General features: G+C 74.4%; 13 protein-coding genes and 1 pseudogene. 5 read left to right on the top strand and 9 right to left on the bottom strand.

From position 1 onward, the window contains the following. A complete protein-coding gene (locus RFN52_RS01725) occupies positions 1-855 on the bottom strand; it encodes a fructosamine kinase family protein (protein WP_184854432.1) in 855 nt (284 codons plus the stop codon). A 144-nt stretch (positions 856-999) separates the two neighbouring features. On the opposite strand from RFN52_RS01725, the gene RFN52_RS01720 reads away from it, so the two are divergent. Then, positions 1,000-1,323, top strand: a complete 324-nt coding sequence (locus RFN52_RS01720) for a hypothetical protein (RefSeq protein WP_184854433.1) — start codon at positions 1,000-1,002, stop codon at positions 1,321-1,323. Positions 1,324-1,338: 15 nt separating this feature from the next. Here RFN52_RS01720 and RFN52_RS01715 read toward each other — a convergent pair whose 3' ends face one another. Both RFN52_RS01715 and RFN52_RS01710 read right to left on the bottom strand, forming a co-directional pair. Further along, positions 1,339-1,872 (bottom strand): hypothetical protein, encoded by a 534-nt coding sequence (locus tag RFN52_RS01715; protein ID WP_184854434.1) that lies wholly within the window; start codon positions 1,870-1,872, stop codon positions 1,339-1,341. After that, on the bottom strand, positions 1,869-2,501 hold the full coding sequence (locus tag RFN52_RS01710; protein WP_184854435.1) for a hypothetical protein: 633 nt from the start codon (positions 2,499-2,501) through the stop codon (positions 1,869-1,871). The genes RFN52_RS01715 and RFN52_RS01710 overlap by 4 nt, the downstream gene beginning before the upstream one ends. A 328-nt stretch (positions 2,502-2,829) precedes the next feature. On the opposite strand from RFN52_RS01710, the gene RFN52_RS01705 reads away from it, so the two are divergent. Then, positions 2,830-3,357, top strand: a complete 528-nt coding sequence (locus tag RFN52_RS01705; protein ID WP_184854436.1) for a hypothetical protein — start codon at positions 2,830-2,832, stop codon at positions 3,355-3,357. 348 nt (positions 3,358-3,705) lie between these two features. Here RFN52_RS01705 and RFN52_RS01700 read toward each other — a convergent pair whose 3' ends face one another. Both RFN52_RS01700 and RFN52_RS01695 read right to left on the bottom strand, forming a co-directional pair. Beyond that, positions 3,706-4,269 carry a hemerythrin domain-containing protein gene (locus RFN52_RS01700; protein WP_184854437.1) on the bottom strand — a complete coding sequence of 188 codons (564 nt, stop codon included), beginning with the start codon at positions 4,267-4,269 and terminating at the stop codon, positions 3,706-3,708. Between the two features lie 86 nt (positions 4,270-4,355). Then, the gene (locus tag RFN52_RS01695) at positions 4,356-4,889 is read right to left on the bottom strand and encodes a DoxX family protein (RefSeq protein ID WP_161367492.1); all 534 of its coding nucleotides are present in this window, start codon (positions 4,887-4,889) and stop codon (positions 4,356-4,358) included. Positions 4,890-5,057: 168 nt separating this feature from the next. On the opposite strand from RFN52_RS01695, the pseudogene RFN52_RS01690 reads away from it, so the two are divergent. Continuing rightward, a pseudogene (locus tag RFN52_RS01690) lies at positions 5,058-5,500 on the top strand (serine hydrolase); the annotation flags it as partial. Positions 5,501-5,609: 109 nt separating this feature from the next. Here RFN52_RS01690 and RFN52_RS01685 read toward each other — a convergent pair. The 3 genes from RFN52_RS01685 to RFN52_RS01675 are packed head-to-tail and all read right to left on the bottom strand — an operon-like array spanning position 5,610 to position 7,348. Continuing rightward, a complete protein-coding gene (locus RFN52_RS01685) occupies positions 5,610-6,374 on the bottom strand; it encodes a metallophosphoesterase family protein (RefSeq protein WP_184854438.1) in 765 nt (254 codons plus the stop codon). Then, positions 6,371-6,658, bottom strand: coding sequence for a BON domain-containing protein (locus RFN52_RS01680; RefSeq protein ID WP_184854439.1), 288 nt, complete (start codon positions 6,656-6,658; stop codon positions 6,371-6,373). Before RFN52_RS01680 ends, RFN52_RS01685 begins: the two co-directional genes overlap by 4 nt. Before the next feature lie 12 nt (positions 6,659-6,670). Next, positions 6,671-7,348, bottom strand: a complete 678-nt coding sequence (locus RFN52_RS01675) for a nucleotidyltransferase family protein (protein WP_184854440.1) — start codon at positions 7,346-7,348, stop codon at positions 6,671-6,673. A 436-nt stretch (positions 7,349-7,784) separates the two neighbouring features. Here RFN52_RS01675 and RFN52_RS01670 point away from each other — a divergent pair, with 436 nt between their 5' ends. Then, positions 7,785-8,375: a hypothetical protein gene (locus RFN52_RS01670; RefSeq protein ID WP_311240864.1), complete on the top strand. Its 591-nt coding sequence runs from the start codon at positions 7,785-7,787 to the stop codon at positions 8,373-8,375. Between the two features lie 16 nt (positions 8,376-8,391). Then, on the top strand, positions 8,392-12,720 hold the full coding sequence (locus RFN52_RS01665; protein ID WP_184854441.1) for a cation-translocating P-type ATPase: 4,329 nt from the start codon (positions 8,392-8,394) through the stop codon (positions 12,718-12,720). Positions 12,721-12,780: 60 nt separating this feature from the next. Here the strand turns inward: RFN52_RS01665 and RFN52_RS01660 are convergent, their stop codons facing one another. Further along, positions 12,781-13,230, bottom strand: a complete 450-nt coding sequence (locus tag RFN52_RS01660; protein ID WP_184854442.1) for an SRPBCC family protein — start codon at positions 13,228-13,230, stop codon at positions 12,781-12,783. Between the last annotated feature and the right edge of the window lie 32 nt (positions 13,231-13,262).

Below are 13,262 nucleotides of genomic sequence, written 5' to 3'. Positions count from 1 at the left end.
TCACCCCTCCAGGGCCGAACGGGCCACCGCGAGCGCCTGTTCCGCGTAGCCCCGGCCGAACAGCACGGCGTGCACCAGCAGCGGGAACAGCTGGTGCACGCCGACCCGCCCCGCCCAGCCGTCCGCGAGCGGCGCCACCTCCTGGTAGCCGTCCAGCACCCGCTCCAGATGGGGACAGCCGAACAGGCGCAGCATCGCCAGATCCGTCTCCCGGTGCCCGCCGTGCGCGGCCGGGTCGATCAGCCACACCTGTCCGTCGTCCGCCCACAGCACGTTGCCGCTCCACAGGTCGCCGTGCAGCCGGGCGGGCGGCTCGGCAGGCCCCGCCAGCGAGGGCAGTCGCTCGCACAGACGCTCCACGACGGCCGCTTCGCCGGGCAGGACCGTGCCCCGGTCCACCGTCCGCCGCAGGTAAGGCAGTACGCGCTGCTCGGCGTACCAGTGCGGCCAGTCGGTGCCCTGCTCGTTGCGCATCGGGGCGAGCCCGATGTACGCGTCCACCGGCCCGCCCGGTGGCGGCGCCCCGAACGCGGGAGCCCCGGCGGCGTGCAGCGCCGCAAGGTCCCGGCCGAACCGCACCGCCGCCTCCCGGCCCGGCCGCCCCTGTACGACCCGGTCGATGACGAGCCGGCCCTCCTCATGCCCGTGCACGCCGGGCAGCCGCACGCTTCCGACGGCGGCCAGCCACCGCAGCCCCGCCGCCTCGGCACGCGCCGCCCCCGGTTCAGCCGAGTCCTTGACGACCACGACCCGCCCGTCGTCGAGAGTGACCTCGGTGAGAGCCCCCGACAGCGGCCTCTCACCGCTGACCGCCCTCCCGGTGAGCCGGGCCACGACATCGGAACAGACGGTCATACGAGCTCCTTCTCCACCCTCGATCGGGCGTTTCGGCTCCAGGACATGTGCCACGCGGACATGTGCCACGCGCCGGTCACGCGGGACGGTGAAATCCCGCCGCCGGCCGACAGAACCGGCCACCGCCGGGGGAGCAGTCGGGGCATGACGAGTTCACCGTTCCAGCGCACCATCGCCCTGCCCGCCCCCGTGTGCGAACAGGCCGCACAGCACCTGGAGCAGGCCGCGCACCGGGCCATCGACGGAGCTGCGATCCCCCTGAAGGCGTTCCGCACCGCCGCCGACAACGACTTCATCCTGCCGGTCTCCATCGTCGAGCAGGCGGCGGCCTGCCTGCTGGTCCTCGCCACCGAGACCGCCCAGACCGTACGCCCGTCCGCACTGCGCGCCACCATCAGTGTCGCGCTGCGGCTGCGCGACGCCGTACACCTGGCCCATCAGCCCGCCCTCAGCAGCAGGTTCTGGTGAGCCGGGCCCGGACCCTCAGGCAGCGCGGAAGGCGACCACGACCTGCTTGTGGCGCAGCGCCTCCAGCGTGGCGTGCTGCCGCCGGGCCCGTTCGATGAGCTCGTCGAGCGGCCGGGCGTCGAGGCGTTCGTCCGTGGTGGCCAGATCGCGGAGCGTCTCCCAGCCCGCCATCTTGCCCTCCACGCCGAGGGCCAGCGCTTCCAGCTCCCACAGCGTGCTCAACGGGGACCGCCGTACCAGGCTGCCGTTGCTCTTCAGCCGCCCCACCTGCTCGGCCGCCCGGCCCGCGTAAATCTTGTAGCGGCGCACCGGGACGTCCAGGCGCCGCATGATGTGCAGCAGACTCGTCCGGTCGTCGGCGATCTCGGCGGCGACCGGGGCCAGCGCGTCGGCGAGCACCGAGCCCCGGCACGAGCGCAGCAGGTAGCGCACCCGCGCGGTCCCGGCGGTGGCGCCGGCGAGATGGTCGTTGAGGTAGATGCCCAGCAGGGACATGTCGGTGGCCGGGGCACGCTGGGCGCCCGGCGAATCCGCTCGCTGTTCCGTCATGACGCGGCTCCTGTCGTACTCCGGTCCTGCTGCACGGCCACCGTCGTGGTGATCCGCACGAGGCAGGGAGGGCGGGGTGTCGAGCCGGTCCCGAAGCGCACGGGGGGCTCGACCGGGGCGAGGGCACCGAGGCTCTCGCCCTTGCAGGTGGCGGTGGCCGAGACGACCGGGTGCAGATCCCGGGCGCCGTACCACTGGTGCCGTCCGGCCCGGGCACTGCCGTGGGTGCGTGCTCCCAGCAGCAGACGGGCGGGCCGGTCCCACAGTGCGATCCAGCCCGGACGGGTGGCGAGCCGACCCGGGACCGCCCGCAGCGCCAGGCCCGGCAGGTTCCGGCGGCCGGTGCCGAAGCGCAGGTGGATCGGCGGGGCGGTGACGGTCCAGTGCCGGCGGTCGGCGACCCGCACCTCGACCGGTACGACCCGCACCTCGTCGAAGACGTACGTACCGGCGACGAAGTCCGCCGTCTCGCCGGTCGGCGCCAGCAGCAGCCGGTGTCCGTCGGCCTCCTCGACCATCACGTCGCTGAACGGGCCCCACGGCGACCGCGGCCAGTGCCCGAGCACCACCCGGACACCGGACGTCGTGCCGATCCCCGCGATCCAGCCGTCGAAACGCAGCGAGCGCACCGGCGACCGGGCACCTGCGCGACGGGACGGACCAGCGGATTCGCGACCGCGAGGGAACACGCGGGCCGGGTGCCCGGCCCCTCTGCCGCGAAACGATCCGTCGCCCTGGTGCGGTTTCGTCCGTCGGTGGGGCGACACGATCTGTCGCCGCGGTGCGGCTTCGCCCATCGGCGGGGAACGACCCGTTCCGTCGCCGCGGTGCGGCTTCGCCCGTCGGCGTGTGGCCGAGGCCACGTCCCGAACGAGGTCCCGGTCACGCCCGGGCGCCGCGAGCGGCGATTACCGTCTACGACCAGATCCCCGCTCCCTTCCCTCGGACGGCCCGGCAGTGCAAGCAGATCTCACCCCGGTCATCGCGGCCACCGCCCAGTGGCTGACCCGCGCCTTCCCCGCTTCCGGCGGCGCCCTGGCGTCCGCCCTGTGCGAGGTCCAGGCCCGCCAGGCCGTGACGGTCGCGGCCTGGCTCAGGTACCCGACGGCGATGGACGCCGCCCTGCTCGACATGGCCGGACCCGGCGGCTCCGCGCGGCTGGACTGGGTCACCGGCGCCGACGCGGCCCCCTGCGACGACACGGACGCTCACGCCTGGCGCACCTGGGTGGACGAGGTCGTGGCCAGCTGGGCGGCCTGTCTGCTGACCGACCCGGAACTGGCGGCCCGGGCCGTGGCAGCCCTCGCCGACGGCAGCCACGGCACCGCGGCACCGGCCGGGTTCCGCCGCCTCGTCGCCCCCGACGACAGCGACCGGAGCGCGGCGGCCCTGCTGCGCCACCCGGACCTCCTCGCCCCCGTCGCCGACCTGCACCAGAACCAGCTCCTCGACCGCCTGAACCCGGGCCGCACGCTGATCGCCTGACACCCGCGACTCCCCGGCCACCGACCAGTACCGCCACCCGCGGCCGGTTTCCGACGGGCACGGTGGGTGGCTTCCGCCCCGCCGGGACGGCCTGTGCCCGTCGGCTGACGCTCCGCACGGACGGGCCGTGCACGTGCCGCAGCAGGATGTTCATACGGCCGCTCCTCGCTGGGTGTGGTCGCCCCGGCCCGCCGGGTGGCCGGTGAGGGCCGCCACGGCGGCGAGCACCTCGGCGTCGCCGATGCCGTCGAGGCGGGGGTGTCCCGGCAGCGGGCAGTGCCGGGCCCGGGTCCCAAGGAAGCGGGGCCCGTCGCCTCGGCGACGGACCCCGCACGGACGGTGACTGCCCTACTCGAACTTGCCGCGGCCGCTCAGCGCGTCCCGCAGCCGGTCCACCATCCCGGTGCCCGGGGCCAGGAGCTTGTTCGCCGGGGGCTTGTCGGGGGCCGCCGGGTGGGGCCGGGTCGGAGCGGTCTTCTTCGCCTTGCGCACCTTGTCGCCCAGCTCGTTGAGCGCGTCCATCGGACAGGCCTGCCGCAGCCGCGGGAAGAGGTTGCCCTCCTCGTCGGCGATGTGCGAGCGGATCTCGCTCATGAGCATGCCCATCAGCCGGTCGAAGTCGGCGTCGCCCGCGTCACAGCCCTCCAGGTCCTTCATGATCCGCTCGGCCGTGGCGTGGTCCTGGAGCTCCTGGTCGGCGATGGCGTCCCCACCGGCCACGTATTCGCGGACGGCCGGGTAGAGGTAGGCCTCCTCGGCCACCGAGTGCCGTACGAGCTCCATCGTGACCTGGTCGGCGTACACCTTGCGGTCCTGGTGGCCGGACGGCAGTGCCTCGATCCTGCCGAACATCTCCTCGACCTCGCGGTGATCGGTCACCAGCTCGTCGATGACGTTTCCTCCGTGTCCCATGTCCTTCACCTCCAGCGCTCGGGTCCCCCCGGCCCCCTGGGGTTAACGTGCGGTCCCGCCGGTGCAGTACAGGCGGATCAGGCGGTTCAGGCGGGGAGCTTGGCCCGGACGCGCCCGGCCGCGGCGGCGGGGCGTGCGGTGGCGCGTACGGAGCGGCGCACCAGACCCGCGTCGCGCCGCAGACCCCGGGCGGCGTGCGTGCCGCGCCACACCACCGAGGGGCGGGCGCCGGTGTCGTCGGCGGCGATCAGCAGCCCGCCGAGCATGGACAGGTTCTTGAAGAAGTGAATGCGCTGCTGTGCCCGCTCCTCGGGGTCCTCCGCCTCCCAGAAGCGGTGCCCGGCCAGCGTGGTGGGCACCAGCGTGGCCGCGATGGCCAGCGCGGCCGGACGCGGCATGCGCCCCGTGGCCAGCATCAGCCCCGCGGCGACCTGCACGGCGCCGCTGAGGCGTACGACCTGCTCGGTACGGTCCGGCAGGGCCGGGACGCGCTCGGTGACCGGTTGGACGACAGGCTCGGCGGCGTCGGCGACCTGCTCCGGGTCGCGGACGGAACTCAAGCCGCCCGTGAGGAACATCGAGGCCAGCATGGGGCGGCCGAGCACTCGCAACAGACTCATGGCCCTCTCCAGGGAGTCGGTGGGTAGAGCGCTCGCCGGGTTCCCCAGCCGGAGCCGAACCACTCACACCGGCCGGTGCCGCGCCCAGGCCTCCTCGCGCAGCTCCCCGGACCTCCCCGTCGCCATGACACCTCCGAGCCCCCGGCCACCACCCACGACCCCTCCCGTTTCGTCCGTGCCCGGGGTCGACACCGCCGGTGTACCCGCCGGGCCAGGACAGGCGGCGTCACCGTCCTCGGACACGCCCTGGCCGCCGCGACCGGCACACCGTTGGGAGGACCTCCTCACCGGCCAGGTGCTGCACCCGCTCGCCTTGACACACGGCCCTGCGCGCGGACGGCTCCGGGCTCGACGCCGTCGGGCACGGCAGGAACGGCGAGACACCTGTGCCGCCCCTCGACGCCGGCGGTTTCCAGGCGGCCGGCGCCGTACGGGCCACGCCGTACGACCAGCTCGCCTTCCTGGAGGCCCAGCTGCGGCGCGGCGACGCGCCACCGGAGCTCGCCCCCGCCCTGCGCGCGGTACGCCGGCCCGTGCTCCGCCGGGGCCTGACGCACCGCCACGTGCACACCATCGCCTGGTTCCGTCCCCCCACCGACGGCGAGCCGATGTCGGTGTCGCTGCCCGGGGCCGGGGCGGTGCGGTGCGCCGGGCGGCGGACAACAGAAAGCGCCGCCGGCGAACGCCGGCGGCGGAAGGGGGGAAGGGGGCAGGGCCCGCTCAGTGGGCCTGTTGTGCGGCGGCACCCGTCGCGGCGGGCTCCCGGACCGGAAGGTGGTAGACGTGGAAGGCCCGTCCGATGACCGGCTGGGCGACGTTGCGCACCCGCACACCGCCGCTCGTCATGCCGTGCTCCGTGCCGGCGTGCGCGTGCCCGTGCACCGCGAGGTCGGCACCGGCGGTGTCGATCGCCTCGGCCAGCAGATAGCTGCCCAGGAACGGGTAGATCTCCAGCGGCTCGCCCGCCAGGGTGTCCGCGACGGGGGAGTAGTGGGTCAGCGCGATCCGCGCGTCACAGTCCTCCTCACCCAGTTGCTCCAGTGCGGTCCGCAGACCGTCGGCGCTCCGCCGGGAGTACCGGACGAACTCCTTCATGACCGTCTCACCGAACTCCCCGGCGCAGCGGCCGACGAACCCGCCGCCGAACCCCTTGGTCCCGGCGACGCCGATCCGCGCCCCGCGGCTCTCCACGACCGTTCCCTGCCCCTCCAGCACCTGCGCGCCGGCGTCCCGGAGGATGGCCGTGACCTCGTCCGGGCGGTCGTCGTGGTGGTCGTGGTTGCCCAGGACGGCGACGACCGGTACGGCGAGGTCCTGGACCTCCCGGGCCACCACCCGCATCTCCTCGGGCGTGCCGTGCCGGGTGAGGTCCCCGGCCAGCAGCAGGAGGTCGGCGCACTCGGGCAGGGTCTCGAAGGCGGGCCGGAGCACGCCCTGGCTCTCGGGTCCCATGTGGATGTCTCCGACGGCTGCGATACGGATCATGAGAGTTCCTCCGCGTGGTCGGGGGAGGACGCCTCGGTGACCACGAGGTCGCTGTGCACGGGGAAGCCGGCGAGCTCCTCCTCGACGGTGCGCACGATCTCCTCGCGGCAGGGCGCCGAGGGCACGGTGCCGGTGAGCAGCACCGTCCTGCCGCGGGCCTCGACCCGTACGCCCAGTTCACCGAGTTCGCCGGAGGCGAGGCGGTCCTGGAGGTGGGCGATGCGGTACTCCAGGTTCTCGGCGGGCAGCCCGCCGCCCGCGTCCTGTGAACCGAGGGTGCTCATGTAGGTGCTCCTTCAGATGACGTTCAGGCGCTCCAGGAGGAAGAAGAACGCCGCGGGCATGGGCTCGTCCCCGCACTCGCGCCGCACCTGCTCCCAGTCGACCTTCTCCCGCAGCGCACGCGCGATGGGCAGGGCCGCCCCGAAATCGCAGTGGTGCTCGGAGAACGCGGCGGTCAGGCTCCACATCAGATCGGTCGGGGCCAGCACGGGCATGCGCACCGAGTCGACCGACAGCTCCTCGGCCCGCTCCAGCATGTCCGCGCCCACCGGCCGGTGCGCCAACTCGAAGATGATGTCGACCGGCTGCCCGAAACACGTGGCCTTGATCAGCCAGTCCTCCGGCGGCGTGTAGACCGTCAGCCCGGCCTCGCGGAGCGTGGCCGCCACCGCTTCGGCGTCCTCGGGGCGGATCGCGAAGTCGACGTCGTGCTGCATGTTCTTCTCGCCGCCGTGGGCGTACGCGGCCACGCTGCCGGCCAGGGCGAACAGGTGCCCCTTGCGCTTCAGCAGGGCTCCGACCTGTTTGGCCGCCTCCAGGATCGCCTGGTTGCGGTCCAGGGGCAGTTCCTGCGGCGGCTGGTCCGCCTGCGGGTCCTGTGGTGGCGCGGGCTCGGCTCCCTCCGGTGCCATCCGGAGGTCGGGGATCCCCGGTCGCCGGACGAGCGTCGCGTCATCACCGTTCTGCGTCATGACCTCTCCTTCGCCGAACCGGACACTCCGCTCCCGTGCGGTGTCCGGACCCGAGACGGCCTGCTTGCCTGCACTGCGTACGCCGATCGCCTGCACTGAGTACCCGGCGCTCCCGACCCGACACGGACGGCTTACGAGGGCCGCCGGATCCGGCGCGATGCCGCTTCCCGGCGGGGCCGGTTCGCGCCCGGGCCGCAGCTCCCGGACCCCGGGTTCAGGCCGCTGGGCCCTTCCCCCCCGAGTGGCGGTCGGCTCGCCCCCTGCCCGGCCTGGGACGGGCCGGACCGCCCGGCCGTCCATCCCTGAGGGAGCCCCGACAGCAAGCGCTGCGTGGGCGGGGTCCACGACGGCGAGACGGTTCTCTGACACCCGGCCGAACAAGACAAGCGCATACCTCATCAAAAGCGGAATATGGGGCAAAGAGCTGGGAAACCGGATGACGCCGCTGGACAACGCGCTCGTGGAGGTCGACATGAACCAGGAGACATCACGTTCGTCCGATCTTCCGCAGCCCTTGCGGGCCATGGCCTCGGGCCTCAGGCACCTGCCGGGTGCGGAGCAGGTGGGCAAGGTGGCCACGGACGCGCTGGACAGGATCGGCGCGGTCTCGCCGCGCGGCCGCCGGATGGCCGTCTACGCCGGCGCCGGAGTGCTCGGTGTGGCTGGACTGGTGGAGTGGCCGGTGGCGGTGACCGGCGCGGCCGTCGCCTGGCTCACCCAGCCGCGCCCCGGGCAGCGGCCCGACGGCGCGTCCCCGAACGGCGGAACAGCGGCCGGCGAGAGCGGGGAGCGCCCCTCCGCCCCGTCCGGCCGGGACGACGAGGACACCTCCGCGTACGGACCAGGCGGCAGACTCGCCGCCTCCCACTACCGGCACGACCGGCCGGAACAGCACGTCCATGAACAGCCCGCCAAGGTCGGCGACACCGCCACCGCCTCCGCTCTGAAGCAGGTCGCAGAGGCCACCGCGCACCACGGCGAGGAGCAGCCCCACGGGCAGACACACGACAGCCGCCCCACCGGCTGAGTCGGGACAGCAGCAGATGCTCACACGCTTCGACGTCACCCCACTCGTCGGGGCCGTGGCCGGCGCGGCCGCAGGCGCCGCCCGCGGCACCGCCCGATCGGTGACCTCCGCCTACGACACCACCCGCCGCGTCCGCAACGTCGCGCGCAACGCCCTGACCGGCGGGCAGCACTGGAATGCAGGGCAGCGCCTTCACCTCGCGCTGCGGCACTCCGACGGCAAGGCCGATGCCCTCGCCCACAAGCTCGCCGAGGAACTGGTCGAGCACCCGGACGTGCTCACGGCGTACTGGGACGGGGGACTGTCCCGGCTCGTGGTCACCGTGGCCGAGGACGCCGTCACCGACCGCGTCACCGAGCGGGCCACCGCGCTCGCCGCCCGCCTGGGCCTCGAAGAGGGCGCCGACCCCACCATGCGGGACACCAGCCACCCCGGCGATCCCGCCGAGGTGCGCGTCACCGCGGCGGCGATCCTGCTGGACGCCGCCGGCGCGGCAGGCGCCCTGGCCGGCCGGTCCCTGCGGCTTCCGCCCACCTCGCGCATCATCACGGCCACCGTCACGCTGCTGCGCGAGAACCCCCGCTTCCGGGCGCTGCTCCGGCAGCGGTTCGGCACGTCGGGCATGGAACTCGTCCTCGCCGCCGCCAACGCCGCCGCCCACGGCATCGGCCAGACCCCGCTGGCGCTCGTGCTCGACGGCATCCTGCGCGGCAACCAGCTCACGGAGGCGGTGGCCAGGGCGGCGGCCTTCGAGGCGCTGCACGACGACGTCTGCCACCACCAGCGCACCAGCCTGCCCTGCCCCACGGACATCCGGCCACCGCTCAAGGTGACCCCGGCCGCGGAGTACGCCTCCCACGCCAGCACCGGCAGCCTCGCCGGCGCCGCCGCCACCCTCCTCGTCACCCACAGCGCGAACGACGCCGCCGAAGCGGTCCTCGCCGGATCCCCGAAAGCCGCCCGGTACGGACCGGCCGCCTTCGGCGCGACCCTCGGCACCTTCCTCGCCCGCGCCGGGATCCTCCTGCGCAACGGGGAGCGCCTGCGGCAGCTGGAGATCGCCGACGCCCTCGTCCTGCACGCCGACGCCCTGCGCAGCCTGTGCCGGGACGACACCGACGACGGCCTCCCCGACGACCCGGTCCACCCCTTCGCCGAGGCCGTGCTGGACGCCGCCCGCCGGGCAGGACTGCACGTCGTGATCGCGGGCGGCTCCGACCTGAAGGACATCACCCGGCTCGCCGACGAGGTCGCCCCGAGCGCCGCTCCGTTCGGAGACGTCGTACGGGGCCTGCAGGACGAAGGGCACGTCGTCGTGACGGTCGCCCGCCTGGACGCGTCCGGGGACGGGCACGTCGCGGCCGGGCTGCCCGCCGGTGACGTGGCCGTCGCCCTCACCGACGGAGGGGGTGCCGTCTCCTGGGGCGTCGACGCGCTGGTCCCCGGCGGCCTCGCCGACGTCTGGCGGCTGCTCACGGCAATTCCCGCCGCCCGGCGCGTCGGACGGCGGTCGCAGACCCTCGCCCGGGCCGGGGCGGCCCTCTCCGGACTCCTGGTCGCCCGCGGTGGTCAGCCTCCCGGCCTGCACCTCCTGTTTCCCCTCACCCGGCACGCCCCCGTCAACATCGCCGCCGCCAACGCCCTGATCACCGGCTGGCTCGAAGCCGTTCGCGTCGCCCGGGCCACCCCGCCCGAGCCCCGCCTGCACATCCCCTGGCACGCCTTGGAACCCCACGAGGCCCGCGACCGGCTGCGGCGCGACGACCACGACGGAGAGCCCCGCGGACTCACCCTGCTCGCCGACCGCTCACGGCAGCAGGCCGCACGCCTGACCCGGCACCCGGCCGCCACTCCCGTCCGCTGGACCTGGCAGGCGGCCGGCGCCGTACGCCGCGAACTCGACGACCCGCTGACCCCCGTCCTCGCCACGGGCGCCGTCGCCTCGGCCCTGCTCGGCTCGGTCGTCGACGCGCTGCTCGTCGTCGGCGCCATGGACCTCAACGCCGTGACCGGCGGACTCCAGCGACTGCGCGCCGAACAGGCCCTGGCCCGGCTCGCCGCCCGGCAGCAGCCCAAGGCCCGCAGACAGGACAGCCGCAAACGCACCGTGACGGTCGACGCCGCCCGGCTGCGGCCCGGCGACGAGATCAGCCTCGGCGCAGGCGACGTCGTACCCGCCGACGCCCGGCTGCTGGACGTCGACGGCCTGGAGGTCGACGAGTCGGCGCTCACCGGCGAGTCCCTGCCGGTGACCAAGAGCGTCGAGGCCACCCCCGGCCTGCCCGTGGCACAGCGCACCTGCATGGTCTTCGAGGGCACCACCGTCGTGGCCGGACGGGCCACCGCCCTCGTCGTGGACACCGGCGACCGGACCGAGGCCGGCCGGGCCGTCACCCTGGCCGCCCGCACCCCGCCGCCCGCCGGCGTCCAGGCGCGGCTGCAGGAACTGACCCGCAAGGCACTGCCGGTGACCTTCACCGGCGGCGCGGTCGTGACCGGGCTGTCCCTGCTGCGCGGCAGCCCCGTCCGGCGCGCCGTCAGCGGCGGCGTCGCGGTCGCCGTCGCCGCCGTCCCCGAAGGGCTCCCGCTCGTCGCGACCGTCGCGCAGATGGCGGCGGCCCGCCGGCTGTCCCGCCGAGGCGTCCTGGTCCGCACCCCGCGCACCCTGGAGGCCCTCGGCCGGGTCGACACCGTCTGCTTCGACAAGACCGGCACCCTCACCGAGAACCGACTGCGCCTGGTCCGCGTCGCCACCGCCGACGGCACCGTCCTCGCCACCGACGACGAACAGGCCGCACCGGTCGTACGCCTGGCCGCGCGCGCCTGCCCCCAGGAGGAGACGGGGGAGGGCCGCCGGGTCGCGCACGCCACCGACGAGGCCGTCCTCGACGTCGCCCCGCCCGACCAGGGCTGGGCAGCGACGGGCGAGCTGCCCTTTGAGACCCGCCGGGGCTACGCCGCCGCGATCGGCCGCGACGGCGACCCCGGCATGGGCGAACTGCTCGTCGTCAAGGGAGCCCCCGAGACGATCCTGCCCGCCTGCCGGGACCTGCCCGCCCACGCCTGGGACACCGCCCACGAACTGGCCGGGCAGGGACTGCGCGTCCTCGCCGTCGCCCGCCGCGCCTGCCGGGCCGACGACGCCGAGACCGAACTCGACCTGCCCCTCGGCGACCTGGAGTTCAGCGGCTTCGTCGCCCTCGCCGACATCCCGCGCGACACCTCGCACGCCCTGCTCGCGGAACTGCGCCGCTCCGGCATCCTGCCCGTCATGCTCACCGGCGACCACCCCGAGACCGCCCGCGCCATCGCCCTGCAACTGGGCTGGCCGGATGAGACCGAGGCGGTGACCGGCGACGAACTCGTCGCCATGGAACGCCGCGAACGCGTCCGGGTCCTGCGCGGCGCGGGCGTCATCGCCCGGGTCGCACCCGAGCAGAAGCTGCACGTCGTGGAGGCCCTGCAACAGGCCGGGCGGGTCGTGGCGATGGCCGGCGACGGCGCCAACGACGCCGCCGCCATCCGCGCCGCCGACGTCGGGGTCGGCGTCGAGTCCCGCGGCTCGGCCGCCGCCCGCAACGCCGCCGACCTCGTGCTCACCACCGGCGACCTGTCCGTCCTCGTGGACGCGGTCGCCGAGGGCCGCGCCCTGTGGCGCAGCGTCGCCGACGCGGTGAGCATCCTCATCGGCGGCAACGCCGGCGAGGTCGGCTTCAGCGTCCTTGGCACCCTGCTCGCCGGCGCCTCACCCCTGTCGACCCGCCAGCTGCTGCTGGTCAACCTGCTCACCGACATGTTCCCGGCCATGGCCGTGGCGGTCACCCCCAGCAGCGACCCTTCGACCGCGGAACACGCCGCGACCGGCCCGATGAGCCTCGACGTCCTCGGCGCGCCCCTGCTGCGCTCCATCCGCCGCCGCGGCGTCACCACCTGCCTCGGCGCGGTCACGGCGTACCTCATCGGCCGCTTCACCCCCGGCACCGAACGCCGGTCCACCACCATGGCCCTGTGCGGTGTCGTCGGCGCGCAGCTCGTGCAGACCCTTTCCGGACGGCGTCACAGCACACTCGTCTGGGTCACGGCCCTCGGCTCGGCCGCCGTCCTCGCCGCCCTCGTCCAGACCCCCGGCGTCAGCCACTTCTTCGGGTGCACCCCGCTCGGCCCCGTCGCCTGGTCCGGCGTGGCCCTGGCCATCGCCCTGTCGGCCCTGGCTCCCCGTCTGGAGCGCCTCCGCGCGGTCCACGCCCTCTACGACGCCGCGACACGACTCGCCCTGCGCCTGGGCGACCTGAACCGGCAGACCCGGCAGCTCTTCCAGAGCGGGATCGCCGCCCCGGTGGCGTAACGGACGAGCACAGCGGAAGGCCGCCACCACGTGCAGTGGTGGCGGCCTCCTCACGCCCGGTCAGACCTGGCCGCGCCAGGCACCCGTCTCCGCCCCGCGGGCCTCCATGAACTCCTTGAAGCGCCGCAGATCACCGGAGACCTGCCGCTTCACGAAGCCGAGCTTGTCGCCCACGGTCTCGGCCACGCCGCTGGGGTCGAAGTCCATCTGCAGCATGACCTTGGTCGTGTCGTCCTGGATGCGGTGGAAGGTCACCACACCGGCCTGCTGCGCCTCACCGCCCACGGTGGTCCAGGCGACGCGCTCGTCCGGGACCTGCTCGGTGATCTCCGCGTCGAACTCCCGCGCCTGTCCGCCGACCTTCGTGACCCAGTGCGTGAGGGTGTCGGTGCGCTGCTCGATGCGCTCGACACCGTCCATGAACTCGGGGAAGGACTCGAACTGCGTCCACTGGTTGTACGCGGTGTGCACCGGCACGCGGACCTCGATGGATTCCTCTACCTGCGACAAGGCGGTACCTCCCTTTCTCGTCTCTGAGCGGC

Origin of the sequence: Streptomyces collinus, assembly GCF_031348265.1 — a bacterium.
Lineage (GTDB): Bacteria > Actinomycetota > Actinomycetes > Streptomycetales > Streptomycetaceae > Streptomyces > Streptomyces collinus.
Note: the sequence above shows the minus strand (reverse complement) of the source record. Positions and strands in the feature narration are given on the sequence as shown.

Coding starts and splice junctions, on each gene's coding strand:
- RFN52_RS01725 (WP_184854432.1), bottom strand. CDS start 855: ATGACCGTCTGTTCCGATGTCGTGGCCCGGCTCACCGGGAGGGCGGTC.
- RFN52_RS01720 (WP_184854433.1), top strand. CDS start 1,000: ATGACGAGTTCACCGTTCCAGCGCACCATCGCCCTGCCCGCCCCCGTG.
- RFN52_RS01715 (WP_184854434.1), bottom strand. CDS start 1,872: ATGACGGAACAGCGAGCGGATTCGCCGGGCGCCCAGCGTGCCCCGGCC.
- RFN52_RS01700 (WP_184854437.1), bottom strand. CDS start 4,269: ATGGGACACGGAGGAAACGTCATCGACGAGCTGGTGACCGATCACCGC.
- RFN52_RS01695 (WP_161367492.1), bottom strand. CDS start 4,889: ATGAGTCTGTTGCGAGTGCTCGGCCGCCCCATGCTGGCCTCGATGTTC.
- RFN52_RS01685 (WP_184854438.1), bottom strand. CDS start 6,374: ATGATCCGTATCGCAGCCGTCGGAGACATCCACATGGGACCCGAGAGC.
- RFN52_RS01680 (WP_184854439.1), bottom strand. CDS start 6,658: ATGAGCACCCTCGGTTCACAGGACGCGGGCGGCGGGCTGCCCGCCGAG.
- RFN52_RS01675 (WP_184854440.1), bottom strand. CDS start 7,348: ATGACGCAGAACGGTGATGACGCGACGCTCGTCCGGCGACCGGGGATC.
- RFN52_RS01670 (WP_311240864.1), top strand. CDS start 7,785: ATGACGCCGCTGGACAACGCGCTCGTGGAGGTCGACATGAACCAGGAG.
- RFN52_RS01665 (WP_184854441.1), top strand. CDS start 8,392: ATGCTCACACGCTTCGACGTCACCCCACTCGTCGGGGCCGTGGCCGGC.